The organism is Proteus hauseri (genome assembly GCF_004116975.1).
In the GTDB taxonomy this organism is placed as follows: domain Bacteria; phylum Pseudomonadota; class Gammaproteobacteria; order Enterobacterales; family Enterobacteriaceae; genus Proteus; species Proteus hauseri.
This window is the reverse complement of record NZ_CP026364.1, coordinates 1,651,203-1,677,192: the sequence shown is the minus strand read 5'-3', so window position 1 is coordinate 1,677,192 and position 25,990 is coordinate 1,651,203. Positions and strand designations below refer to the sequence as shown.

Genomic DNA, 25,990 nt, shown 5'->3' with positions numbered 1-25,990 from the left:
TTTTATCTTCAATTTATACTCTAAATAATTCGAGTTGCAGGTAGGCGACTAGCTGAACGTAGTCAATCTCCTGCAACTTGAAGTATGACGAGCATAGTTTTAGTCACTAACGCAGCCAATTGGTTTTGGCGAGCTGTACAATTTCATCACCTCTACCATTAATAATGGCTTTCATCATATAAAGACTAAAGCCTTTAGCTTGTTCAAATTTAATTTCAGGGGGCATAGAAAGCTCTTGTTTTGCCGTCACGACATCAACAATCACAGGGCCATCATGCGCTAAGGCTTCTTTTAGCGCTTTATCCAAATCTTCACCTTGTTCAACACGAATACCTTTAATACCCGATGCATTCGCAATTGCTGCAAAATCAGGATTATGTAAATCAGTACCGTCTGTTAAATAGCCACCGGCTTTCATTTCCATGGCCACAAAGCCCAATACGCTGTTATTAAAAATAATCACTTTTACAGGTAAATTCATTTGTGCGAGTGAGATAAAGTCACCCATCAACATGGTAAATCCACCATCACCACACATCGCAATCACTTGGCGTTTTCTATCTAATGCCTGAGCACCTATTGCTTGAGCCATCGCGTTTGCCATCGAGCCGTGATTAAATGAGCCTAATAAACGACGTTTTCCATTCATAGCAACATAACGTGCTGCCCACACAGTTGGCGTGCCAACATCACAAGTAAAAATGGCATTATCATCAGCAAGTTCACTTAATTGGCGAGCAAGATATTGTGGATGAATAAGCTCACGTTCACTTGGTTGAGCCAGTGCATCTAAATCTTGGCGTGCTTTTGCATAATGCTTTAGCGATGCATCAAGATGCGTTGTATCACTTCTCTCTGTTAGGCGAGGTTGTAATGCATTAAGCGTCGCTTTGATATCACCCACCATTGCCATATCAACATGACAATGTGAGCCAATACTACTTGGATTAATATCAACCTGAATAATTTTTGCTTTTGAAGGATAAAAAGGACGATAAGGAAACTGGGTGCCTAATAACACTAAAGTATCGGCATTCTCCATTGCATGATAGCCTGATGAAAAACCAATCAGTCCAGTCATACCTACACTGTAAGGATTTTTCCACTCAATATATTCTTTCCCTCGTAATGCATGTACAACGGGCGCTTTTAATGTTTGTGCAAGTTTCACGACTTCATCGTGTGCTAGTTCACAACCGGCACCACACATTAGCGTAATATTCTTGGCACTATTTAACGCGTCTGATAACTTTTCGATTTCAAAACGATTTGGCATGATAAGGGGTTGTTGTAACGGATACCAGTTCTCACTAGCATCTTCTGGCGCAGGTTTTAATGCGACATCACCAGGTAATACCACAACAGCAACACCCTTTTTTAAAATCGCGGTACGCATTGCGATAGCCAAGATTTGGGGAATTTGTTCAGGGTTCGAAACTAGCTCACAATAGTGGCTACATTCACGAAATAGCTCTTGGGGATGTGTTTCTTGAAAATAATTACTACCAATTTCAGCAGAAGGAATATGTGCCGCAATAGCCAATACAGGAACATGGTTACGGTGACAATCAAAAAGTCCATTAATAAGATGTAAATTTCCCGGCCCACAAGAACCAGCACATACTGCAAGCTCACCATTTATTGCGGCTTCAGCGCCGGCAGCAAAAGCCGCAACCTCTTCATGACGCGTCCCCATCCATTCAATAGTTCCCATTTTTCGCAAGCTATCACTCAACCCATTGAGTGAATCACCTGTTACACCCCAAATACGTTTAACACCCGCATTATGAAGCACTTTAGCAATATAGGTTGCAACTGTTTGCTTACTCATAGAGGTAGTTTTCCTTTTATTCTGGGTCTACATTCACGCCTCTGCTTACTGCCTACTCTTTTATTCGCTCAAGATAAAGACTCTTTTTCTTGAGACAGCTTACAGAGAAAATTTTGTTACTAACTCAAATATAAAGAATAACACCTATCACAATAATGTCACTGTAGAGTGATAATTAGGCAGTAAAATGTTTATAAAGAAAATCTAATAAATAAATCCATTCATTAGAATTATGATAGAATAATGAAACATCGCACCAAATAAGAATATATCGCATTAATAACGTATTAATATAATCCAACGCTAGACAAAACAACCTTATAGGTTTATTTTAATATTTAAAATAATTTTTAATTAATAATTTCTCTCATCTTATCTTTATTAACAATTAAGCTGACTCATTTCAGCCTTACTACTTGTCTTTACTGAATAATTTAACTTAACCTAATTTGTTAATAAAATTATCATCATTATATTATTTCATACCCCATGAAAAAGAGGTATGAAATAAACATGACATTGGTCACGCTACCTTTTGCTTTTTCTCTTCTAAAATAGAGCCTGTTTATTTTTCCACGGAGATTAACGGATGGACAAAAGTAGAAGTCCAATAAAGGTTTTCTTTATTAGTATTCTGGCAGTCCTTTTCTTAATATTTATCTCACAATATGTGATTGGTAAAAAAGAAATTAAGATTGGCATTGCAGTAATACCTATTCTACCAATGTTATTTGCTGTAATTATTGGTATGTGTATATCTGCTGGATTTACCCGTAAAAAAATTAAAGTATGGGGTAAATTATTTACAGAAAAAGAAGAAGGCTTCTGCGGTAAAATGGTAGGTTTCAGCCTACTTATTTTAGGTACGCAATATGCAGGAATGATTGTTCCTAATATTAAAATGATTTTAAGTGTCGGCATTCCTTTATTTGTTCAGGAACTCGGAAACTTATTACCTATATTAATAGCCGTTCCATTAGCCATTAAATTTGGATTTGGTCGTCGTGCTATTGGTGCTTGTTCATCTATTAGTCGTGAACCTTCTATTGCTGTTATTCAAGGCAAATTTGGTACTGGTTCACAAGAATATATTGGTGTATTAGCCATTTATTTATGTGGTTCTGTTATCGGTACATTATGGTTCAGCGTATTAGGTAGTATTGCACCATTAACCGGATTACATCCATTAGCACTTGCAGCAGGTTCAGGTGTGGGTTCAGGCTCAATGTTAAGTGCCGCATCAGGCGCATTAATTAATGGCCTTGATGAAGCATTAGCACAACAAGTTCTCAGTGTTGCAGCTGCATCAAATTTATTATCTTCAGCATTAGGTGCACTCTCATTAACTTATTTAGGTTTACCTCTCTCAGAAAAAATTTATAAGATTTGTACCAGAGGTGAGAAAGCATGAAAAATATAATTATAGATATGAAATTCGTATTCGTTGCTATTTTACTGGCAATGTTTACTCAAACGCTAACATCAGGGATCGCTCTTTATGCAATGTGGGATAGCTTTATTGCTATGTCATTAGTGGTATTTATTTCTCTCATTGCAAAAAATTATTTACCATCATCTTTACCGACATTTGCTTATGCAACTATTATCGGAATTATTATTTGTTTACCAGAAACACCGGTAAGAGATTTCTTTATTAATTCTATTGGTAAAGTTTCTTTCTTATCTTGTTGTGTACCGTTATTAGCATTTGCAGGTTTATCTGTTGGTGGTCAATTAGAAGAACTTAAAAAAATGTCATGGAAAGTTATTCTTATTTTCATGATTGTTTCAACCTGCTGTTTCTTTGGGGCATCTATCGTCGCTCAAATTGGTTTTAGTATCCAGGGAGTAATTTAGTGAATAATTTATATAACGTCAGCGAAAAACTATTTCAATTAAATGACTTTAGTAAAAAAACACGACAAGATCTTCATAAAATACCTGAACTATCTGGTGAAGAATATAAGACATCTAAATATTGTCGTGAATTAATGGAAGGTTTTGGTTATCAAATTAAAACGTTTGAAGGCTATACTGGATTTACTGCAGATTTAATCGTTAATTCAGAATTTCCATTAATTGCAATCCGTGCTGATATGGACGGATTAGAAATGCCTGATTTAACCAACAATGAACATAGTTCTGTTCATCAAGGTTGTGCGCATAACTGTGGTCACGATACACACATGACTATCGCATTAACCAGTGCCAAATACCTTGCAGAAAACCGTGAAGAAATGAGCGCTAATGTACGCTTTATTTTCCAAATGGCTGAAGAAGATATGCGTATTCCTGGTGCCGATAAAATGGTTGAACTAGGTTGTATGGAGGGCGTTGATGAAACTTACGCACTTCATAATGATGCTGCCATCGAAACAGGTTGTGTCCGTTTCAATGATGGAGTGATGTCATCTTATGGTTCAGCGTGGACATTAGATGTGTACGGTGTTTCAGCGCATGGTTCAACACCGCATAAAGGTTTAGATGCTATTCGTGAAGCAACACGTTTGATTGATTATATGGATTACGTTGTCGCGAAAAAAACAGATCCATTTAGCCCAGCAGTCTTTGGCTGTGGCATGATCAATGGCGGAACGATCCCTAATGCATTAGCAGATCACGTACAAGCTCGCGGTACCATTCGTTCAATGGATGAAAATACCAACCAAATTCTCAAAACAAGTTTTGAAGAAATTGTCGCGCGTAGTACTGCTGGTGGATTTAAAACAACGTTAACTGCAACCGGTTATCCTGCGGTAGTAAATCACCCAACGGCTTATCAGCGTTTACTGGAAGCTACTCGTCGTTTCTTGCCTGAAGAGAATATTGAATCGAATGGTAAACCAATGACAGGTAGTGAAGATTTTAGCTATATGGTTAATGCGACAAAAGACAAAGTAGGTGCAATGTTCTTTTTAGGTAGCGGTAATCAAGCGAAAGGTATCAATAACTACCTGCACGCTAATCCTTATTTTGTTGATGATGATTGCTTATTAGTTGGTGCTCAGATTTTTGTTAATCTTCTGACTCGCTAATTACACTCAATTCTGCCCTAAGCCCGCTTTTGCCCCCGCAAAAAACGGGCTTTTCTTATTTTTAAGATAAATTATTCGATAAAGTTACCATTTAAACTCACTGAACTTAAATCAGGAAGCTTTTGATAGACTTCTTTGCTATGCCATTGTGTTTCCCATTGTTCTGGCATTTGAATAATGTTTCTATCAATATGAGGAGCATATAACGAAATAAACTCATGCATATAATCTTTCATATGCGTATGTTTACTCAAACAAATATGTGTATAACTTGGCTGGACTAAATGATCAATATTAATACATTTTAATGCACCACCATCTTCTTTTTCATCATAAGACGCTGTGGCTATCACACCAATACCAAGATGACGCTTTACATAATATTTAATAATTTCAGTATCTGTTGCCGTTAACGCGACTTTAGGTTTCAGATTATTTTTATAAAATACTTTGTCTAATTTAGAACCTCGGGTAAAACCAAAGACATAAGTAATAAGTGGGTATTGTGCAAGTTGTTCTATCGTAACTAACTCGCCACTCGCTAACTGTGCTAAAGGATGGTCATAGGGGACTAATAAACTACGAGTCCAGCGATAACATGGTAATGTCACCAAGTCTTCATATAAATGCATAGATTCTGTGGCGATAGCAAAATCGACATCACCGTTTTTAACCATTTCTGCTAATTGGGCTGGAGCCCCTTGATGAAAATGTAGCGAAATATTAGGGTAATAACGGCGGAAATGATCTATTACATTGGGAAGTGAATAACGAATTTGGGTGTGAGTGGTTGCTATATGCAAATCGACTTTTTTATTACGGTCTTCTTCTGCAACAATACTTTTTATTTTATCCACTTGCCCAAGAATATCGCAGGCAATTTTATGAACTTCTTTTCCCATCGGACTTAATGCCAATAGATTATTATTTTTACGTACAAATAAAGAAACACTAAGCTCATCTTCTAATATTTTTAGCTGTTTACTGATTGTAGGCTGAGAGGTATATAACTTCTCCGCAGCATTGGTAATATTGAAGTTATTCTTTACGACTTCAACAAAGCTTCTCAGTTGGTTAATGTTCATTTGGGGGTACCTGGGTTAATCTGCACAAATGTGTGGTTAATTATTAGTTTTATAAAATGATTATTTTTAATATCTTTAGTTGAGAATGTATAACTGCATCTCTATTTTTATACACAGTAATTCTTATTCTTTATACCGCTTTGTTAATAAGAATAGCGATATTTATTCTATTATCCACTTATCTATTTTAATCATTCGAGGAAACACTAAATAAAAATAAATTATTGCCATTTTAATTTTGCTAACAGTCGCTCTATCACGCATTTTTACCGTATATTACCGATGAGAACTATCACTTCTTTTATTATGCATAATACATATATAAATGGATTATCCTGCGTCAAAAAATTAACTTAAATAATAGCTTGCTATAAAATACAAATAAAAACATATCATTACATAAAAAAAGACACCAAAATTAAACACTAAATTAAAGCCAATCAATACGCATTAACTTCTGCGATTTTACAGAAAAGCCAAATTCCGTTATGCTATAGATCACATTTTTAATCTTGAGGCTACGTTTTGTTATATCAAAACAACACAAAAAACTTCCTAAACTTTCAGTCAATCTCATCTATACTCAATAAATATCTCCTTATCTATTAGCTTTAAATCACTCTTTTAACTATGTAGAAGTAGACTGTTTTTTAGTGAATCTTTATCACTCACTCTTCTCGCTATCAAATAGTAACTTCATTTCTTTTAATTAATTGAATAACAAGAATTGACTAATACCTTAATAAAGGTCACTTAATATGAAAATGAAGAAGAAAAGAAACAAACCATTACAAATCAACGACATAACAATCATAGATGACAGTAAACTAAAAAAAGCAATCACGGCTGCAGCATTAGGTAATGCGATGGAGTGGTTCGACTTTGGTGTTTATGGTTTCCTTGCTTATGTATTAGGACAAGTCTTTTTCCCTGGGGCATCACCTGGTGTTCAGATGATTGCTGCACTTGCCACCTTCTCAGTACCCTTTCTCGTACGACCATTAGGTGGTGTTGTTTTCGGTACGTTAGGCGATAAATTTGGTCGACAAAAAGTATTGTCTGTCACCATCATTATTATGGCGCTAAGTACCTTTGCTATCGGTCTGATACCCTCTTATGAAACCATTGGTATCTGGGCACCTATCTTGCTGTTACTCGCTAAATTAGCACAAGGTTTCTCAATAGGTGGCGAATATTCAGGTGCTGCTATTTTTGTCGCAGAATATTCACCAGACCGTAAACGTGGATTTATGGGAAGTTGGTTAGATTTTGGTTCTATCGCCGGCTTTGTTTTAGGTGCAGGTGTCGTTGTATTAATTTCAACAACCTTGGGTGAAACTGCGTTTCATGAATGGGGATGGCGTATTCCGTTCTTCTTAGCATTACCTTTAGGTCTTATTGGCTTATATCTGCGTCATGCATTAGAAGAAACGCCAGCATTCCAACAACACATTGATGAGATGAATAAAGATGATCGTAAATCTATCGAAAATCCACCTCGTGTCTCTTTACGTGAAATCGCATCAAAATATTGGAAAAGTTTATCTGTTTGTGTCGGTTTAGTTATCGCAACTAATGTCACTTACTATATGTTATTAACTTATATGCCGAGTTATTTATCTCACAATCTTAATTACTCAGCAGATCACGGCGTATTAATTATTATCGCGATTATGATGGGGATGCTATTTGTCCAACCTGTAATTGGTTTATTAAGCGATAAAATTGGTCGTAAGCCTTTTGTTATTATTGGTAGTATCGGATTATTTGTCTTGGCTTACCCGGCCTTTATGATGATTAACAGCGATGAAATTGGCTTAATTTTCTTAGGATTATTAATTATTGCCGTTTTACTCAACTGTTTTACCGGTGTTATGGCATCAATTTTACCCGCCATATTCCCAACACATATTCGTTATAGTGCATTAGCTATCGCATTTAATATTTCAGTATTAATTGCCGGTGCGACACCAACAGCGGCTGCATGGTTAGTTGAAGCCACAGGTGATTTATATATGCCTGCATATTATCTGATGGTTGTAGCTATTGTCGGTTTAATTACGGGTATTAAAATGACAGAAACAGCAAATAAACCGTTACGTGGTGCAACACCTGCGGCGTCCGATAGATCAGAAGCAAAAGAAATTCTTTCTGAACACTATGATAATATTGAGCAACGAGTGGAAGATATCGAATCTGAAATTGAAACATTACAGAAAAAACGCCAAGCACTTATCGACCAACATCCTAAATTAGACTAAAAAGAGGTTACCATGTACCCAGCGCCTGTTCATTTGGTTTGGTTTCGCAATGATTTAAGAGTGACAGATAACAAAGCTCTTTTTTATGCTTGCCAAGATAAACAAGCGCTGGTGCATGCGATCTTTACTATTACGCCTGAACAGTGGAAAGCACATAATATGGCTTTATCACATCAGGCGTTTATTCATGATGCGCTACTGAACCTTTCAATATCGCTAGCTAAATTGAATATCGTACTCACCGTTATCATAAGTGACACATATTCTGATGCAGCAATTTCTGTTGCTCAATATTGCCAACAGCATCAAGTAACGGCGCTTTTTTTTAATCACCAATATGAGCTGAATGAACAACGTCGTGATAAAAAAGTCATGGCATTACTTGAGAATAAAACCACTATTTATTCTTATCACGATCATGTATTTATTCCGCCAGGTAATGTAGTGACACAACAAGGGGAAATGTATAAAGTTTTCACCCCTTTTAAAAATGCATTTTTACGCTTATTTTTTTCACAAGATAATGCTTCGTTACCAATCCCTGAAATAAGGGCTAATCAAAAGGCGGTATTACCTCTAAAAGCCCCTTTATTCCCTATTGAAACTTCAGCAACTGCCTCTTTTATTCCTACGGAAGAAGATGCACTTAAGCGCTTAAAAAAATTCTGTTATGAAAGTATTCCCCATTATGCAAAATGGCGAGATATTCCAGCGGTTGATGGAACAAGCCAATTATCACCCCATCTTGCCGTTGGGTTGCTCTCTGTCCGCCAATGCTTTAATCGTTTATACCAAACTGAACCTGATTTTATGGAAAATAACACATCTGGTGCTTTCACCTGGTTTAACGAACTGATTTGGCGAGAATTTTATCAGCACCTTATCGTTGCAAACCCTAATTTATGTAAACATATCGCTTTTCAGATATGGACAGAAAAAATTAGCTGGCTAAATGATAACGATAATTTTAAAGCATGGACTCAAGGCCTAACAGGATTTCCAATTATCGATGCCGCAATGAGGCAGCTGAATCAAACAGGATGGATGCATAATCGCTTACGTATGTTAACCGCCAGCTTTTTAGTTAAAGATTTGCTGATTGATTGGCGCTGGGGTGAGCGCTATTTTATGTCGCAATTAATTGATGGTGATTTTGCAGCAAATAACGGTGGCTGGCAGTGGGCTGCATCAACAGGTACAGATGCTGTTCCTTACTTTCGTATTTTCAATCCCACCACACAAGGCCGTAAGTTTGATGCTGATGGTGAGTTTATTCGCCACTGGTTACCTGAACTTGCTGATGTACCAATTCGTTATATTCATACCCCTCACGAATGGGCTGCAAAAACAGATAATAATATCGACTATCCTTTTCCCATTGTTGATCATGCTAAAGCAAGGATCAGAGCAATTGAGGCTTATGAGCAAGCAAAGAAATAAAAGCTACCACAACCGCATCGCGATAATAAAAGCAGCTCTTAAAAGAGCTGCTTTTATTTAAGCATCATTATATTAGAAACTAACCTGTATTACGCATACCTGCTGCAATACCCGCAATTGTTACCATCAGCGCTTGCTCAATTCGAGGATCTGACTCGCTATGAGTACGAGAACGTTGTAATAACTCAGCTTGAAGTACGTTAAGTGGATCAGTATACACATTACGCAGGGCAATAGATTCAGCAACCCAAGGTAAACCCGCCATGAGGTGCTCGTCTTTAGAGATAGCGAGTACACTCTTAATATCATCCGAAAGCTGCTGGCGTAATTTGGAACCTAATGGCCATAAACGTTCTTCAACTAAACGCTGGTCGTAATATTCAGCTAACCAAAGATCTGCTTTAGCGTAAACCATTTCTAACATCGCAATACGCGTATTAAAGAATGGCCAATTTTGGCACATGTCGTCTAATACTGCTTGTTTACCATTATCAATCTCATGTTGAAGAGCCGCACCGGCACCAAGCCATGCTGGTAACATTAAGCGGTTTTGTGTCCATGCAAAAATCCACGGGATTGCGCGTAATGTTTCAACACCACCAGTAGGGCGACGTTTTGCTGGGCGAGAGCCCAGTGGTAATTTACCTAATTCACCTTCTGGCGTTGCTGCTCGGAAGTAAGGAACAAAATCAGCTTGTCCTCTTACATAGTCACGATACATAGCACATGAAACATCAGATAAAGAATCCATTACCTCAATCCAAGGCGCTTTCGGTTCTGGCGGTGGCAATAAATTTGCCTCTAAAATAGCACCAGCATAGTGAGCCAAGCTGCTAATAGTCACTTGTGGTAAACCAAATTTAAAGCGGATCATCTCACCTTGTTCGGTAACACGTAATCCACCTTTTAAGCTTCCTGGTGGTTGAGAGAGTAGCGCCGCATGTGCTGGAGCACCACCACGACCAATTGTGCCCCCACGACCATGAAATAGTGTGAGTGTAACACCTGATTTTTCACATAGCTTAATCAGAGAATCTTGCGCTCTATATTGCGCCCATGAAGCCGCCATTACGCCAGCATCTTTTGCAGAGTCAGAGTAACCAATCATCACCATTTGTTTATCGTCAATTAAGTCGCGATACCAAGGGATATCAAACAAACGGGTCATCACACTTTCAGCGTTATTTAAATCCTCTAAGGTTTCAAACAATGGGGCTACAGGTAACCGAATATTAGCGCCAGCTTCTTTTAGTAATAATTTTACGGCTAATACATCAGAAGGCACTTTTGCCATTGAAATAACATAAGAAGCAATAGAATCTTTTGGTGATTGCGCAATAACACGACAAGTTTCAAAAACCTCTTGTGTTGCTGCACTTGGCTGCCAGTCGGTTGGAATAAGTGGACGCTTAGAATTTAATTCTTCTAATAAGAACATCTGTTTCTGTTCTTCAGACCAGCTTGCATAATCGCCTAACTCTAAATATTGGGTGAGTTCAGATAATGCGTCGGTATGGTTAGTACTTTCTTGGCGAATATCAAGCTTAACCAGTTGTAAACCAAAACAGCGAATACGACGTAATGTATCTAACAATTGTCCGTTAGCAATAATACGCATACCACACTGATTTAAGGACTGATAACAGGCATAAAGTGGATCCCAAAGCTCTGCGTTATCCAGTAATAAACCTTCCGGAGGCAAAGATTGTTGGCCTTTAATACGTTGCTCAAGATAATCACGAGTGACTTGCAAGCGAGTTCGTAGCTGTTTTGCGATTTCGCGATAAGGCTCGGCAACATCAGTGCCTCCGGCTAAATCACGTAGCTCTGGTGTACTTTCTGTCATTGAAAGTTCAGAAACCAGCACTTGAATATCATTTAAAAACAGATCTGCGGCTTTCCAGCGACTCAACAATAAAGCATGGCGGGTAATTTCAGCGGTTACATTTGGGTTACCATCGCGATCCCCTCCCATCCATGAAGTAAAGCGAACAGGTGAAGCCTCTACGGGTAAGTTGTAATCAATAGATTCTTTTAATTGTTCATTAAATTCACGCAAGAAAGCCGGAACACCTTCCCATAAACTATTTTCAACAACAGCAAAGCCCCATTTTGCTTCATCTATTGGCGTTGGGCGAATTTTTCTAATTTCATCGGTATGCCAAGACTGCGCAACTAATTGACGCAAACGACGCATAATATTGGTGCGTTCGTAATCCGCCAAATCATCATGGTCAAGCTGAGAAAGACAGCTATTTACTTCAACGAGTTTATGAATCAGTGTGCGACGCGCAATTTCTGTTGGGTGAGCGGTTAACACAAGTTCTATTGAAATTTGCCCTACTGCTTCTTTTAACTGTTCATCAGTAAAATTTTTATCTTTCAGTCGTGTAATAAGTTTTGCCAATGCCACAGGATTACTTGCCGCTTCACCATGAGGCGAAATGCTATGGTATTGCTCTGCCACATTCGTCAAATTCAGAAATTGATTAAATGCTCTAGCAACAGGTAATAATTCATCGTTAGAGAGATTCTGTAACGTTAATAACAGCTTTTGTCGCTGAACTTCGTTACCAGCACGAGATGATTTAGATAATTTACGGATTGATTCCACTTTATCTAAAATTTCTTCACCTAACGCTTCTTTAATTGTGTCTCCGAGTAGCTTACCAAGCATACTGACATTGCTACGCATAGCTGAATATTGTTGATTCATAAGACTCCTGACCTTGGCTTTGTGTCGGTAACAACATGGTCCTTCCTAATAGAAAAGTCATGTCCTCCCAGTTGTGTAATTAACTTTCATTTCTGATGTGACTTTGTTTTGATTTTTGTGATAAGCCACACTGCTTTTTTTCATAGCCTACTATTCATATCAGAAAATAAACACTTTGGGGGATTTTTCTGAAATTTAATTACGACTTCAGTGTTATAAGAATCGCTAATATTCGCGTTGTTTTGGCTCAATTTTATCAAGAATAAGGACTTTTTTTTATTTCTTATCGACTAAAAAGTGTTTTTTACTAAAAATGATGAGATATATGAAAATTTATTTGGCAAAAAATAATAATAAATTTTTTCATGATGTAAGTGGCTTATACCCTTATTATAAAAGTAGCATATAAAAGTCACGTACCATATATGTTATATAAAGCTTCGCTTATTGAATTTTAATCAAATAATTTTAGTGACTAATGATTTTATTTATAACCCTTCTCTCTATCTAATACCTTATTTGTCTTATCTTTTTCAGGTTTCTCTGTCAGATTAATAACTCAATAATAACTAAGGATCTGATTCTTTCTTTTATCTGATTTTTATGTTTATTATTTTTTACAGCAAATAGCAATAAAACAAAATAAAATATGGATTAATAACAACTATTCATTACTAATGAAAAAATAACATCACATAAGTAGTTTTAAATATAATTATCATAAAACAGGGGAAATCTATGGATAACGAATTACTTAATGCATTAGCACTCATAAAAACAAAAGAGTGGGTAGATTTAACACACCCATTTGATAAAGATTCACCACACTTTTTTATGTTCGATCCGGCTGAATTTAAAACTTTATTTGACTATCAAGATGGTTTTTTTGCACAACAATTTACCTTCCCAGGACAATATGGTACGCACATTGATGCACCTTGCCATTTTGTTCCTAATACTCGTTATTTGCATGAGTTAGAACTTAAAGAATTAGTCTTACCTCTTATTGTTATAGATCAATCAGCACGAGCAAAAGTTGATACTAATTTTACTTTTTCAACAGCAGATATTCTTGAATTTGAAACACAACATGGTGAGATTGAAGCGGGGACTTTCGTCGCATTACGTACAGATTGGAGTAAACGCTGGCCATTACAAGAAGCTATGGATAATAAAGATGCCGAAGGTAAAAATCAGATCCCTGGATGGGGAATTGATGCGCTAAAATTCTTATTTGAAAAGCGAAAAGTAAAAGCAATAGGTCATGAAACCTTTGATACCGACTCAGCACAAGATTTTCATAAAAACCATGCATTATTAGGCGAATATTACGTTTTAGAACAAGATACTTACCAAATTGAATTAATGACAAATCTTGATAAATTACCGACGCGTGGCGCGGTTATTTTTAACATTGTCGCTAAACCTTATAACGCCAGTGGCTTTCCTGTACGCTCTTTTGCTATTTTGCCTTAATCTGCGGTTTTATTTTATAGCAAAATAACGAACAAAGCGCTGAAGATCAGCGCTTTGTGTTAATGATAATACGTTTACTTTTTCAACGAATCGACTTTCTTTTCTATATCGTCTTTCAACTCAGACGCTTTATGTTTCACATCGTGAGCTGTTTGTGTGACTTTTTCTTCTGCTCGATGTTTTACCTCCGTCGCTTTATCTTTTAGCTCGTCAATCTGTTTTTCGAGTTTTGACATTTATCGCTCCTTTTTGACTAGAGATACTTTTAGTATAGACCAACTAATAAATTATGTGGGTCGATAAGAAAATATTTATCTAATGATATTTATTTCAAACTTGCTTTTTCATTACGCTTACTGCGTTTTGATATTTTCTCTAAATACCCCATCACAAATGCCGATAACACAAAAGTTAAATGAAGAAGCACGTACCACATTAATTTATTATCAGGAATGTTTTTTAAATCCATGAAAACACCCAATAAATGAATAGAGGAAATAGCAACAATGGAAGCAGCCACTTTATTTTTTAATGATTCAGCATCCATTTTACCAAGCCAAGATAATTTATCTTTTGCCCCTTCTATCTCCATATTGCTAATAAAATTTTCATAGCCAGAGAAAATAACCATAATTAGCAATCCACCCACTAAGGCTAAATCAATCAAAGAAAGCAAACGTAAGACTAAATCAACCTCAGATATAGCAAAGATATTTGGCAATATTTCATACATCGATTCAAAAAATTTTATGGTTAATGCCAATAATCCTAACGAAAGCCCAATATAAACGGGGGCAAATAACCAACGCGAACGGTACATCCACTTTTCTAGTACTCTATTCATTATTATTCCTCAATGTACAACATCATAATCAGCATTAATTTGAGTATTAAGTATGGAGCAGAAAAAGCCAATAAAAACTATCAGCAGTAAAAACTACTGATAGCTAATTTATAAAAAGAGGAATTAAAGAAGTTGAGAAAGACGATTTAAATCTGATTGAATTGCGCCAGCAGTGACATCTCGCCCAGCACCAGGGCCTCTGATTACCAGTGGATTATCGCGATACCAGCGACTTTCTATCGCAAAAAGATTATCACCGGGTAACAGTGATGCAAGTGGATGATCTTTTCTCACTGCTTCAACACCAACTTTGGCTTTTCCATTAGCATCAAAACGCGCGATATAACGTAAAACCATGTCCATTTCATTTGCTGCGGCTAATCGTTGCGCCATTTGTTCATTTATCACTGCGCTATTATCAAAGAATTGCTCTAATGACCCGGTTTCGGCTTGAGCGGGTACTAAAGATTCCACACGCACTTGCTCTGGTTCAATATCGTAACCCGCTTCACGCGCCAAAATAATCAGTTTTCGCATCACATCTTGGCCAGATAAATCAATGCGAGGATCAGGTTCTGTTAACCCTTGCTGCCATGCTTGCTCAACAAGTTCGCTGAAAGGCACAGTGCCATCGAATTGTAAAAATAGCCAAGATAAGGTGCCGGAGAAAATACCGCTGATTGATAAAATCGTATCACCACTTTCTCGCAAATCACGCACAGTATGATTAATTGGTAAACCCGCACCAACTGTCGCGTTATATAACCAGTGGCGCCCCGTTTTTGAGAATGCATCTCTTGTTGCTCGATAGCGTAAACTGGAAGCCGATCCCGCAATTTTATTAGCGCTAATAACATGGAAACCATAGCTAGCAAAATCTTCATAAGATGCTGCAAGTGATTCACTAGCTGTTATATCAACAACAACTAAATCATCAAAAGGATGTGCTCTCATCCAAAGATAAAGCGCTTCTTCATCCAGTTCAGTGGCTTCTTCATCAAAGAAAGCTAAAGCTCGACTTGGATTAATACCTTGATAATCCAATAAACTACGACGGCTATCTACAACCCCCGCAAGAATAAATTCAAAATCGCTACGTGCCGATAATGGCCCCTGCTCTCGAGAAAAAAGCTCCAGCCAACGTGAACCAATATTTCCTTTACCAAAGAGCACTAAGCCAATTTGTTTTTCTGCTCTAAATAAAGTTTGATGTAAACCTTGTAGTAAATGCTCAGTATAATTGCGCAACACGGCAACTAAGCTGATGTTATCTTCGGCATGCCAAATAAATTCAACAGGTTGATCTTTTAGTTGCTGATAAAAACGATGGCAATGCAATGGGTTTTTACACACACCAGCACCGACTAATGCCACTAAAGAAAAACCTTCGCGCAAATGTAATTTTCCTGGTAACACGGCATCTTGCAGCACATCAAGTGCACTGTTAGCCACTTCGCTGGTATAGCAAAGTTGCAAAAGATGGCTATCGCGATCAACACCTGTTGCTAATGGACGGATTTGTGCTCGTTTTAGTAATTCATCAACTTCTTTCGCTCGTTGCTCAAAATTTTCATGGGTTGCTAATTGAAGCTCTATTAAGCAGACATCATCATGGCTGGTAACAATTTTAGCTCCCGTTCCTGATGCCAATACTCGTTCTATTCGAGTCGAACCCTGTTCGGGTTGATAGCTACAACGAAGTTGCAAATCAATATTACTACCCGATACTGGTTGCAATGTACGGGTGTGCAAAACAGGGGCTGCTAACCGAGCAAGTTCACTCGCTTCATCTAAACGCAGCAATGGCAATAAGCACGCATCCTTCACTTTACGAGGATCTGCGCTATAAACCCCAGCAACATCACTCCAAATAGTGACTTTTCCTACATCGGCTAATGCACCAACTTGTGTTGCTGAATAATCGCTACCATTACGGCCTAATAAGACGGTTTCACCTTGCTGATTACGGCTAATAAAGCCCGTCACGACAAAACGATTTTCAGGATATTTAGCGAGTAAGGTTTGTAATAAAGGACGGGATAATACTTCATTTACTTGTGGTTGTGCTGCGCGTTCTGCACATAAAAACTCTCGCGCATCGAGCCAAGCACTTGGTAAACCTTGCTCTGTTAATAGATTTGCCATTAAGCGTGCCGACCAAATTTCACCATGCCCAACAACTTCAGCATAAGTTGCATCTGTTATCGGTTTATCCAGTAAGTAACTTAATCGCTCAAGATCAGCAATAAAGGCTTGGGATAATCGCTCTGCATTCTCTTTTGATAACAAACCTTCAATTAAAGATAACTGGTAACGTCGTAGGGTTTGTTGAACTTGATGGGCAGAAATACGGTCACTTTGACTGAGCTTAAGCCAGCTAATTAACTGATTAGTCGTTGAACCCGCGGCAGAAACCACCATTAAATCATTAGGCTGGCTATAATTTGTCATGATATTTACGACGCGTTGGTAACATTTTATGTCTGCAAGACTGCTACCACCGAATTTATGTAACTGACGGCAAATAGGTTCTGCCTGTTGTTTTATCGCCACTACACTCATGATCTACGGTTACCTTTTGGTTGCTGCATCAAACGCAATTTGCAAATCGTTAATTAAATCCTGACTATCTTCAATACCGACAGAAATGCGAAGTAATGAGGCGCTGATCCCAGCGGTTTTTCTTGCCTCTTCTGACATTCCTGCATGAGTCATGGTTGCAGGATGGCAAATCAACGTTTCCACCCCACCTAAAGATTCAGCCAGTGTAAAAAGGGTTAAGTGAGATAAAAAGGTTTTTATCACTTGCTCTGTGCCTTTTAACTCAAAACTTAACATTGCACCAAAACCTTGCTGCTGTTTTTTCGCTATATTATGACCAGTATGGTTTTTTAATGCAGGATAATAAATTTTTTCGACTAAAGATTGTGTCTGTAAATAATCCACAAGTATTTGGGCATTTTCTTGCTGAAGCCGAATACGAGGAACTAACGTTCTTATTCCTCGAAGTAATAAATAACTATCAAACGCACCTGATGTTACGCCAATATTATTCGCCCACCAGCTTAAATCCTCAAGTTGTTTCCTGCACTGACAGATAACAACACCTGCAACAATATCTGAGTGTCCATTAAGATATTTTGTACATGAATGCACAACGATATCCGCACCGAGCGCTAGCGGTTTTTGCAACACTGGGCTCATAAAAGTATTATCCGCAACAACGAGTGCACCAACTTGATGAGCAAGTTCACTTATTTTTTCAATATCAGTGATCCGTAATAATGGGTTGCTTGGTGTTTCAATAAAGACAATTTTTGGCTGTTGCGCTAATGCCTTTTGTAACGCGCTCTCGTCATTTTGATCAACAAAAATAACCCGATATGCACCACGCTCTTGTTGGCTATTAAACAAGCGATAACTTCCACCGTAGCAATCGTGAGGTGCAATAATCACATCTCCCGGTTGAAGAAAAACCGTACAAATTAAATGAATAGCAGACATTCCACTACTAGTGACAACCGCACCAACGCCACCTTCTAATTCAGCTAATGCTTTTTGTACCATATCACGTGTGGGATTGCCCCTACGTGAGTAATCATGTTCGCGTGGTTGATTAAATTCTGGAAAATTATAGGTACTGGAAAGATAAATAGGCGGTACAACACAACCGAATTGAGTATCTTCATTCAGCCCATTATGGATGGCAATTGTGGCGGTTTTCTTTGTCATATGGGACACCTTGTGACTACGATAAAAGGATAAGTCCCTAACAGCATAGCTAACTAGACACCAAGACGTCAACACATCTAGACATCTAAACTCCTTTACGGATAGATTAAGTAATGGAATAATATTGAACTTAACAGTATCGCCAGTGACCTATTGCTTTTTCTCACACCTTCAGCCAGAAGAGTCGGTGGTTTTAGAAAAGTCATGATAAACTGGCATGGCTCATCAGAATATGGATTTAGCCCTATTCTGACTTCAACTAAATGATATTAATTAAGGTAATTCATGGCTGAATGGAATGGTGAATATATCAGCCCTTACGCTGAGCATGGGAAAAAGAGTGAGCAAGTCAAAAAAATAACAGTTTCAATCCCATTGAAAGTGTTGAAAATTTTGACCGACGAACGCACTCGCCGTCAAGTTAATAACTTGAGACATGCAACCAATAGTGAATTATTGTGTGAAGCCTTTTTACACGCATTTACCGGACAGCCTCTGCCAAATGATGAAGACTTACGTAAAGAACGTAACGATGAAATCCCTGAAGAGGCAAAAGAAATCATGCGTCAAAGGGGCGTTGATCCCGATACTTGGGAATATTAACCACAAGCAATATTTCACATGATCTTTTAATTACTACAAAACAAAAATGCCCAAAGCTTTCACTTTGGGCATTTTTTCAATTCCGAACTGTCTACAGATTTTCAGACTAAACTGAAACCCTGTGACAACAAATATCTTATTTGCTGCCTGGAATTTTGAAACGTTTGTTGAACAGATCAACACGACCACCGGTTGCAACATCACGTTGTTTACCAGTATAGAATGGGTGGCATTTATCACAAACGTCCAGATTCAGGTTGTGACCTGCAGTGGAGTTGATTTTCATAACGTTACCGCAAGAGCAAGATGCAGTAATTTCTTCGTATTTAGGATGGATATCTTTTCTCATGGAAAACCTCTACTAAGGCCGTGTCGCCATTCAGCCCACAGCCGAACACCACACGTCGTGTTGATTGAAATTAATTGTTTGGTAATTTAACTACCAAAGGGGGCGGATCATACAGAATATCCACTAAACGCGCAATGAAATCTGAACACTTTTTGTGATATTCTTACAGGCACCTTGTTACTAAAACTCTCGGAAACCCTGATATGACTATAGTTCAGGTAATATTACCTGTACCACTGTTTTCTTCCTTTGATTATCTGTTACCAGAAGGAATAAACACACCTGTAATAGGCTGCCGTGTTATCGTTCCTTTTGGTAATAAACGCCGTTCTATTGGTATTGTCAAAGGATTAAGCACACATAGCGAATTTCCGATAGAAAAACTCAAACCTATAGAAGAAGTACTTGATGATGAAAGCTTATTTCCTGGTGTCTTGTGGGATTTGCTTAATTGGGCTTCAGCCTATTACCACTACCCTTTAGGTGAAGTGCTCTTTCATGCGATGCCGATTTTGTTACGGCAAGGAAAGCCCGCAGAGTTCACACCACTATGGCAATGGTACGCTACAGAAGAAGGGCTCAATATCGATTTGAATAGCCTAAAAAGTGCTAAAAAGCAGCAACAAGCGTTAGCTGCACTTCGCCGAACCCCATTATATCGTCATCAATTAGAAGAGCATGACATCACCACCGCCATACTTAACAACCTTAAAAAGAAACAACTCGCAGATTTACGCCCTATTCAACCTGCGCCAATTCATTGGCAAAATGAATATGCGGTGCAAGGTGAGCGATTTAAACTAAACACTGAACAAGCAATAGCTGTAGGTGCAATTACAGCACAATCGGATCAATTTTCACCTTGGTTATTACTTGGTATTACAGGTTCAGGTAAAACAGAAGTTTATCTTAGTGTATTAGAAAAAATTCTTGAGCAAGGTAAACAAGCCCTAGTACTTGTGCCCGAAATTGGTTTAACACCGCAAACTATTCGCCGCTTTAAAGCGCGCTTTAATGCCCCAGTTGATGTTTTGCATTCAGGTTTAAATGATACCGAACGATTAGCGGTTTGGCTGCGAGCTAAACGTGGTGACAATGCAATAGTTATTGGTACTCGCTCGGCATTACTCACCCCTTTTCAAAATTTGGGTATTATTATTATCGATGAGGAGCACGATAGCTCTTATAAGCAGCAAGATGGCTGGCGCTATCATGCTCGTGATTTAGCTGTTTTTCGTGCAAAACAAGAAGACATTTCTATTGTTATGGGAACGGCGACGCCCTCTATTGAGACTAGCTATAACGTTGAGCAGAAAAAGTATCAGCAACTCACGTTATCTCAGCGCGCAGGAAATGCAAAACCCGCCACCGAACATTTAATTGACTTAAAAGGGCAACCGTTAGTCACCGGTTTATCACCTGTTTTAATTGGTGCAATCAAACAACATCTTAATGCGGGCAATCAGGTAATGCTCTTTTTAAATAGAAGAGGATTTTCACCGACATTGCTATGCCATGAGTGTGGTTGGATAGCTGAATGCCCACGCTGCGATCACTATTATACCTTACATCAAAAGCACGGTATGTTGCGCTGCCACCAATGTGATAGTCAACGTCGTATTCCTGCCCAATGTCCACAATGTGGTTCAACAAACTTAATTCCTGTGGGATTAGGAACAGAACAACTTGAACAAAGTATTGGAACGCTATTTCCAGATACACCAATAACACGTATTGATAAAGATACAACGAGCCGGAAAGGCGCTTTAGAGCAGCAACTAGAAGATATCTATCAAGGTGGTTCGCGTATTTTGATTGGTACACAAATGCTGGCTAAAGGACACCATTTTCCTGATGTCACGCTGGTGGCACTACTTGACGTTGATGGCGCCTTATTTTCAAGTGATTTTCGTGCTGCGGAACGCTTCGCTCAGCTTTATACTCAAGTTTCTGGGCGTGCGGGAAGAGCAGGAAAACAAGGGGCGGTGTATCTACAAACACACCAGCCCGAGCATCCTCTTTTATTAACACTGCTAGAAAAAGGCTATGACGCTTTTACGAAAGAAGCATTACAAGAGCGACAAGCGACCTTTTTGCCGCCTTATTCTAGCCATATAATGATCCGCTCTGAAGATAATAATAATCAGCGGGCGCCACAATTTTTGCGCCAACTAAAGCAGTTTTTTGAACAACATCCAATGCGCGATGCTAATTTATGGGTAATGGGTCCACTTCCTGCTATTCAAGCAAAACGGGGAGGAAATTACCGCTGGCAATTATTACTTCAGCACCCATCTCGGGGTTATTTACAGAAATTAATGTCGGTAACTTATCCACAAATTGTGGTGCTACCTGAAAGCAAAAAAGTGAAATGGAATATCGATGTTGATCCAACAGATTGTTGATCATATATACATTCATAAATTGAATGTATTTTAAACAATATAATCTTAATAATAAAAGACAAACAATTGCTCGTTACGTAGCAAGACTATTTATCAATTTTGCGAACTAACTCATAAAAACGATTGGTATCACACTTTTTATGCAAACTAGGTAACAGTATCTATTTAAAAAGTGGGTAGAATAACAATTTAGAATATTTCTTGAATGAAAACCGTCGATAATTTCTTGTTTTGAACTGCGACGGTTTTTTTGCAATAAAAAAGCAATCGTTTAACCAAACCATCAGAAGGGAGGTATGGGGTTTGCAACAGAATAATAAAGATAATACGCAAGCGACAATGAAAGATGTTGCACTTGCGGCTGGCGTGTCAACGGCAACTGTTTCACGTACATTAATGAATCCAGAAAAAGTATCCACACAAACTCGCCAAAAAGTTGAGCAAGCTGTTCTTGATGTTGGTTATTATCCTCATAACCTCTCTAAGAACCTTAAACGTAATGAATCAAAGACTATCCTCGTGATTGTTCCAAATATCAGCGATCCTTTTTTCACTGATGTTGTTTGTGGTATTGAAGAAACAGCCGCTCAACATGGCTATTTAGTCCTTATTGGTGACTGCAAACATCAGCAAAAACACGAAAATGCCTTTATCAATTTAATTATTACCAAGCAAATTGATGGCATGTTACTTCTTGGCTCACATATCCCTTTTGATGTATCCAAAGAAGAACAGAAAAATCTGCCTCCTATGATTATGGCAAATGAGTTTGCGCCTGAACTTGAATTACCAACAGTACATATTGATAATTTGACGGCTTCTTTTAGAGCAACTCATTATTTGCAACAAATGGGGCATAAGCGTATTGCCTGTATTACAGGCCCTGAAGATATGCCTTTATGCCGTTATCGCTTACAAGGTTATATTCAAGCAATGCGTAGAACCGGTGTACCGCTGCGTGAAGATTATATTATCCGCGGTGATTTTACTCATGAAAGCGGTGCAGAAAGTCTGAAAAAACTCATTTCTTTACCTGAGCCACCTACTGCTGTTTTTTGTCATAGCGATATTATGGCGATAGGCGTGATGTGGCAGGCGAAAAAATTAGGATTGCAACTCCCTGATGATCTCTCTGTTATTGGTTTCGATAACCTTGATATTACCCGGTATAGCGAACCTGCCTTAACAACGATGGAACAGCCTCGTTATCAAATTGGCCGTCAATCTATGTTGCTATTACTTGATCAATTACAAGGGCGACCAGTGCCACCAGGTTCTCGTTTATTAGATTGTGAGCTTATTGCAAGAGAAAGTGTCTGTCGGCTTAAAAGCTAGGCAAAACTCACTATGTTAAGTAACATATCGTTTGTGATACCTATTCCTTTAATTATCAGCGAATCGAACTGTGGCACAACGAGACTATGTGGGACGAGGGCAGACATCTGCTCGTCGTAAAAAGACAACGAAAAGTAAAGGTAAAAAGGCCGCTAAAGGGTTGCCTTTGACAACGCTTATTGCGGCAATTGCGATTGTGGCGCTGTTTATCGGCGGTCTCTATTTTATTACACAAAATAAAAAAGAGTCCGTACAAACAACGTCGCCCGCAACTGGACAACATCCAGCAAACACCCTTCCACCAAAACCTGAAGAACGCTGGCAATATATTAAAGAGCTAGAAAATCGTCAGGTTGGTACACCTTTACAGCCTAATTTATCCGCTCCTGGCAGCCAGATTAATCCGAAATCTACGCTTTCGCCTGAGCAATTAAAATTTCTACAGCAAATTGAAGCAGATAAGCGCCAGCCTGCTGTACAACTTCCTGAAGTGCCTTATAACGGTGAAGTGCCTCGCTCTCAAGTAGCGGTAACACCACCGGCAGCAATAACACCATCAACACCGCAACAACCTGCTCCTGCAATTCAAGAGCAAGCCCCTGCGATAGTGACACCTGCTAAGCCTGTTACTGAAAGCCGTTTTTTAGTTCAATGCGGCTCATTTAAAAATACAGAACAAGCAGAATCAGTCAGAGCGACATTAGCTTTTTCTGGTGTCGAAAGCAGAGTGACAAAAGGAAATGATGGGTGGATCCGCGTATTATCAGGCCCCTACAATAAAGAACAAGCCAACACAGTAAGCAGACAAGCGGCAGGTGCTGGCGTATCAGGTTGTATTCTTCGCTCTTCTGGGGGTTGAAAAATGAAAATTCTCCCCCACCTATAATTTTAATTCACATTACGGGTAGTGCTGGATCATAAAATGCACTCCCCGTTATTCTTTTTATTGATTAAACCAGGGGCTGACTCATGACTACAATCGTAAGTGTTCGCCGTAAGGGCCAAGTTGTAATCGGTGGTGATGGACAAGCGACGATGGGTAATACCGTCATGAAAGGCAATGTCCGCAAAGTACGCCGTCTTTATAACGATAAAGTCATTGCGGGATTCGCTGGCGGCACTGCTGATGCATTTACTCTTTTTGAACTATTTGAGCGTAAATTAGAACTCCATCAAGGGCATTTAACTAAAGCAGCCGTTGAACTCGCTAAAGATTGGCGTACCGATAGAATGCTACGCAAACTCGAAGCATTACTGGCCGTTGCAGATGAAAACACCTCCTTGATTATTACGGGTAATGGTGATGTTGTTCAGCCAGAAAATGATCTAATTGCGATAGGTTCTGGTGGCCCTTATGCACAAGCAGCCGCACGAGCAATGCTAGAAACGACAGATCTCAGCGCACGAGAAATTGCTGAAAGAGCACTTAATATTGCTGGAGATATCTGTATTTACACCAACCATAATGTCAACTTTGAAGAACTCTCTTCAAAAGAGTAAGGATCTGAGCGCATGTCCGAAATGACTCCTCGCGAAATTGCCAGCGAACTCGATAGATTTATTATCGGTCAAGATAAAGCAAAACGTGCAGTGGCAATAGCCCTACGTAACCGCTGGCGTCGTATGCAGCTTGATGAAGCGCTACGCCACGAAGTTACCCCTAAAAATATCCTTATGATTGGACCTACAGGGGTAGGTAAAACAGAAATTGCTCGCCGTTTAGCAAAATTAGCTAATGCACCTTTTATTAAGGTTGAAGCAACTAAATTCACCGAAGTGGGTTATGTGGGTAAAGAAGTTGATTCTATTATCCGTGATTTAACCGACTCTGCGGTTAAAATGGTTCGTAGCCAAGCGATAGAAAAAAATCGTTTCCGTGCTGAAGAAATGGCAGAAGAGCGTATTCTTGATACCTTAATTCCACCCGCAAAAAATAACTGGGGTGTAACAGAGCAAGCTTCTGAGCCTTCAGCCGCGCGTCAATCTTTCCGTAAAAAATTACGTGAAGGACAACTAGACGATAAAGAGATTGAAATTGAGTTATCAGCGACACCTATGGGTGTTGAAATCATGGCTCCTCCAGGAATGGAAGAGATGACGAACCAATTGCAATCTATGTTCCAAAATTTAGCGGGTCAAAAGCAAAAAGCACGCAAAATGAAAATCAAAGATGCGTTTAAGCTAATTGTTGAAGAAGAAGCAGCTAAATTAGTAAATCCTGAAGAACTAAAACAGCAAGCGATAGATGCAGTTGAACAACACGGTATCGTTTTTATCGATGAAGTTGATAAAATCTGTAAACGTGGTGGCCAAAGCTCGGGTCCTGATGTTTCTCGTGAAGGTGTGCAACGTGACCTCTTACCACTGGTTGAAGGTTGTACAGTTTCAACAAAACACGGTATGGTAAAAACCGACCATATTCTGTTTATTGCATCAGGCGCATTCCAAGTTTCTAGCCCATCAGATTTAATTCCTGAATTACAAGGGCGTCTGCCAATTCGTGTTGAACTTCAAGCACTGACAGCAGAAGATTTTGAGCGTATCCTGACCGAACCAAATGCATCACTGACTAAACAGTATGAAGCATTAATGGCAACAGAAGGCGTTTCTATCAGCTTTACACCAGACGGTATTCGCAAAATTGCAGAGTCTGCGTGGCGTGTAAATGAAACCACCGAAAACATCGGTGCGCGTCGTCTTCACACTGTTTTAGAACGTTTAATGGAAGAAATTTCCTACGATGCGAGTGAGCGACAAGGTCAATCTATCGTAATTGATGCAGAATATGTTAAACAGCATCTTGATGAGCTTGTAGCAGATGAAGATCTGAGTCGATTTATTTTATAATCAACTTGTGCGATCCTTATCAGCAATATTT

Annotated in this window: 20 protein-coding genes; 12 read left to right on the top strand and 8 right to left on the bottom strand. The window is 38.7% G+C overall.

Going from position 1 to position 25,990, the window contains the following annotated elements; genetic code table 11:
• Positions 1 to 106 precede the first annotated feature (106 nt).
• Positions 107 to 1,831, bottom strand: coding sequence for a ubiquinone-dependent pyruvate dehydrogenase (poxB, locus tag PH4a_RS07560; RefSeq protein WP_129038970.1), 1,725 nt, complete (start codon positions 1,829 to 1,831; stop codon positions 107 to 109).
• Positions 1,832 to 2,420: 589 nt separating this feature from the next.
• On the opposite strand from poxB, the gene PH4a_RS07555 reads away from it, so the two are divergent.
• From PH4a_RS07555 to PH4a_RS07545, 3 genes are read left to right on the top strand one after another with little or no spacing between them, the layout of a single operon-like run.
• Positions 2,421 to 3,242 carry a DUF3100 domain-containing protein gene (locus tag PH4a_RS07555; RefSeq protein ID WP_129038969.1) on the top strand — a complete coding sequence of 274 codons (822 nt, stop codon included), beginning with the start codon at positions 2,421 to 2,423 and terminating at the stop codon, positions 3,240 to 3,242.
• Positions 3,239 to 3,688, top strand: coding sequence for a hypothetical protein (locus tag PH4a_RS07550; RefSeq protein ID WP_064718484.1), 450 nt, complete (start codon positions 3,239 to 3,241; stop codon positions 3,686 to 3,688). The genes PH4a_RS07555 and PH4a_RS07550 overlap by 4 nt, the downstream gene beginning before the upstream one ends.
• Positions 3,688 to 4,866: a M20 metallopeptidase family protein gene (locus PH4a_RS07545; protein WP_129038967.1), complete on the top strand. Its 1,179-nt coding sequence runs from the start codon at positions 3,688 to 3,690 to the stop codon at positions 4,864 to 4,866. Before PH4a_RS07550 ends, PH4a_RS07545 begins: the two co-directional genes overlap by 1 nt.
• A 71-nt stretch (positions 4,867 to 4,937) precedes the next feature.
• On the opposite strand, the gene PH4a_RS07540 is transcribed toward PH4a_RS07545, so the two are convergent.
• Positions 4,938 to 5,951, bottom strand: a complete 1,014-nt coding sequence (locus tag PH4a_RS07540) for a LysR substrate-binding domain-containing protein (protein ID WP_129038965.1) — start codon at positions 5,949 to 5,951, stop codon at positions 4,938 to 4,940.
• Between the two features lie 758 nt (positions 5,952 to 6,709).
• Between PH4a_RS07540 and proP the strand changes: the two genes are divergently transcribed.
• Both proP and phrB read left to right on the top strand, forming a co-directional pair.
• Positions 6,710 to 8,212, top strand: coding sequence for a glycine betaine/L-proline transporter ProP (proP, locus tag PH4a_RS07535; protein WP_129038963.1), 1,503 nt, complete (start codon positions 6,710 to 6,712; stop codon positions 8,210 to 8,212).
• 12 nt (positions 8,213 to 8,224) lie between these two features.
• Entirely contained in the window at positions 8,225 to 9,652 is a 1,428-nt protein-coding gene (phrB, locus tag PH4a_RS07530; protein WP_129038961.1) for a deoxyribodipyrimidine photo-lyase, read from the top strand.
• Positions 9,653 to 9,731: 79 nt separating this feature from the next.
• On the opposite strand, the gene ppc is transcribed toward phrB, so the two are convergent.
• Positions 9,732 to 12,368, bottom strand: a complete 2,637-nt coding sequence (gene ppc, locus PH4a_RS07525; protein WP_129038959.1) for a phosphoenolpyruvate carboxylase — start codon at positions 12,366 to 12,368, stop codon at positions 9,732 to 9,734.
• 738 nt (positions 12,369 to 13,106) lie between these two features.
• Here ppc and PH4a_RS07520 point away from each other — a divergent pair.
• A complete protein-coding gene (locus PH4a_RS07520) occupies positions 13,107 to 13,844 on the top strand; it encodes a cyclase family protein (protein ID WP_129038957.1) in 738 nt (245 codons plus the stop codon).
• Positions 13,845 to 13,918: 74 nt separating this feature from the next.
• On the opposite strand, the gene PH4a_RS07515 is transcribed toward PH4a_RS07520, so the two are convergent.
• The 4 genes from PH4a_RS07515 to metB form a co-directional block, all read right to left on the bottom strand.
• Positions 13,919 to 14,080: a YtxH domain-containing protein gene (locus PH4a_RS07515; protein WP_129038955.1), complete on the bottom strand. Its 162-nt coding sequence runs from the start codon at positions 14,078 to 14,080 to the stop codon at positions 13,919 to 13,921.
• Between the two features lie 89 nt (positions 14,081 to 14,169).
• Entirely contained in the window at positions 14,170 to 14,688 is a 519-nt protein-coding gene (locus tag PH4a_RS07510; protein WP_064718477.1) for a TIGR00645 family protein, read from the bottom strand.
• 123 nt (positions 14,689 to 14,811) lie between these two features.
• A complete protein-coding gene (locus PH4a_RS07505; protein ID WP_064718476.1) occupies positions 14,812 to 17,250 on the bottom strand; it encodes a bifunctional aspartate kinase/homoserine dehydrogenase II in 2,439 nt (812 codons plus the stop codon).
• Positions 17,251 to 17,259: 9 nt separating this feature from the next.
• A complete protein-coding gene (metB, locus tag PH4a_RS07500; RefSeq protein ID WP_129038953.1) occupies positions 17,260 to 18,420 on the bottom strand; it encodes a cystathionine gamma-synthase in 1,161 nt (386 codons plus the stop codon).
• 285 nt (positions 18,421 to 18,705) lie between these two features.
• Between metB and metJ the strand changes: the two genes are divergently transcribed.
• Complete coding sequence (metJ, locus tag PH4a_RS07495) at positions 18,706 to 19,023, top strand: met regulon transcriptional regulator MetJ (protein ID WP_064718474.1); 318 nt, start codon at positions 18,706 to 18,708, stop codon at positions 19,021 to 19,023.
• Positions 19,024 to 19,159: 136 nt separating this feature from the next.
• Here the strand turns inward: metJ and rpmE are convergent, their stop codons facing one another.
• Positions 19,160 to 19,372 carry a 50S ribosomal protein L31 gene (gene rpmE / locus PH4a_RS07490; protein ID WP_064718473.1) on the bottom strand — a complete coding sequence of 71 codons (213 nt, stop codon included), beginning with the start codon at positions 19,370 to 19,372 and terminating at the stop codon, positions 19,160 to 19,162.
• Between the two features lie 203 nt (positions 19,373 to 19,575).
• On the opposite strand from rpmE, the gene priA reads away from it, so the two are divergent.
• From priA to hslU, 5 genes are all read left to right on the top strand, one after another.
• Positions 19,576 to 21,777, top strand: a complete 2,202-nt coding sequence (gene priA / locus PH4a_RS07485; RefSeq protein WP_129038951.1) for a primosomal protein N' — start codon at positions 19,576 to 19,578, stop codon at positions 21,775 to 21,777.
• Positions 21,778 to 22,080: 303 nt separating this feature from the next.
• Positions 22,081 to 23,112, top strand: coding sequence for a DNA-binding transcriptional regulator CytR (cytR, locus tag PH4a_RS07480; protein WP_074379328.1), 1,032 nt, complete (start codon positions 22,081 to 22,083; stop codon positions 23,110 to 23,112).
• A 70-nt stretch (positions 23,113 to 23,182) separates the two neighbouring features.
• Positions 23,183 to 23,971, top strand: coding sequence for an SPOR domain-containing protein (locus PH4a_RS07475; protein WP_129038949.1), 789 nt, complete (start codon positions 23,183 to 23,185; stop codon positions 23,969 to 23,971).
• 110 nt (positions 23,972 to 24,081) lie between these two features.
• The gene (gene hslV, locus PH4a_RS07470; protein ID WP_064718470.1) at positions 24,082 to 24,612 is read left to right on the top strand and encodes an ATP-dependent protease subunit HslV; all 531 of its coding nucleotides are present in this window, start codon (positions 24,082 to 24,084) and stop codon (positions 24,610 to 24,612) included.
• Positions 24,613 to 24,624: 12 nt separating this feature from the next.
• The gene (gene hslU / locus PH4a_RS07465) at positions 24,625 to 25,959 is read left to right on the top strand and encodes an HslU--HslV peptidase ATPase subunit (protein ID WP_064718469.1); all 1,335 of its coding nucleotides are present in this window, start codon (positions 24,625 to 24,627) and stop codon (positions 25,957 to 25,959) included.
• Positions 25,960 to 25,990: the final 31 nt, after the last annotated feature.

Excerpts from the sequence above, each read along its gene's own strand:
- phrB (WP_129038961.1), top strand. The coding sequence starts at position 8,225 with ATGTACCCAGCGCCTGTTCATTTGGTTTGGTTTCGCAATGATTTAAGA.
- metB (WP_129038953.1), bottom strand. The coding sequence starts at position 18,420 with ATGACAAAGAAAACCGCCACAATTGCCATCCATAATGGGCTGAATGAA.
- rpmE (WP_064718473.1), bottom strand. The coding sequence starts at position 19,372 with ATGAGAAAAGATATCCATCCTAAATACGAAGAAATTACTGCATCTTGC.
- poxB (WP_129038970.1), bottom strand. The coding sequence starts at position 1,831 with ATGAGTAAGCAAACAGTTGCAACCTATATTGCTAAAGTGCTTCATAAT.
- PH4a_RS07555 (WP_129038969.1), top strand. The coding sequence starts at position 2,421 with ATGGACAAAAGTAGAAGTCCAATAAAGGTTTTCTTTATTAGTATTCTG.
- metJ (WP_064718474.1), top strand. The coding sequence starts at position 18,706 with ATGGCTGAATGGAATGGTGAATATATCAGCCCTTACGCTGAGCATGGG.
- PH4a_RS07510 (WP_064718477.1), bottom strand. The coding sequence starts at position 14,688 with ATGAATAGAGTACTAGAAAAGTGGATGTACCGTTCGCGTTGGTTATTT.
- hslV (WP_064718470.1), top strand. The coding sequence starts at position 24,082 with ATGACTACAATCGTAAGTGTTCGCCGTAAGGGCCAAGTTGTAATCGGT.
- PH4a_RS07550 (WP_064718484.1), top strand. The coding sequence starts at position 3,239 with ATGAAAAATATAATTATAGATATGAAATTCGTATTCGTTGCTATTTTA.
- PH4a_RS07515 (WP_129038955.1), bottom strand. The coding sequence starts at position 14,080 with ATGTCAAAACTCGAAAAACAGATTGACGAGCTAAAAGATAAAGCGACG.
- ppc (WP_129038959.1), bottom strand. The coding sequence starts at position 12,368 with ATGAATCAACAATATTCAGCTATGCGTAGCAATGTCAGTATGCTTGGT.
- PH4a_RS07505 (WP_064718476.1), bottom strand. The coding sequence starts at position 17,250 with ATGAGTGTAGTGGCGATAAAACAACAGGCAGAACCTATTTGCCGTCAG.
- priA (WP_129038951.1), top strand. The coding sequence starts at position 19,576 with ATGACTATAGTTCAGGTAATATTACCTGTACCACTGTTTTCTTCCTTT.
- proP (WP_129038963.1), top strand. The coding sequence starts at position 6,710 with ATGAAAATGAAGAAGAAAAGAAACAAACCATTACAAATCAACGACATA.
- PH4a_RS07520 (WP_129038957.1), top strand. The coding sequence starts at position 13,107 with ATGGATAACGAATTACTTAATGCATTAGCACTCATAAAAACAAAAGAG.
- PH4a_RS07540 (WP_129038965.1), bottom strand. The coding sequence starts at position 5,951 with ATGAACATTAACCAACTGAGAAGCTTTGTTGAAGTCGTAAAGAATAAC.
- hslU (WP_064718469.1), top strand. The coding sequence starts at position 24,625 with ATGTCCGAAATGACTCCTCGCGAAATTGCCAGCGAACTCGATAGATTT.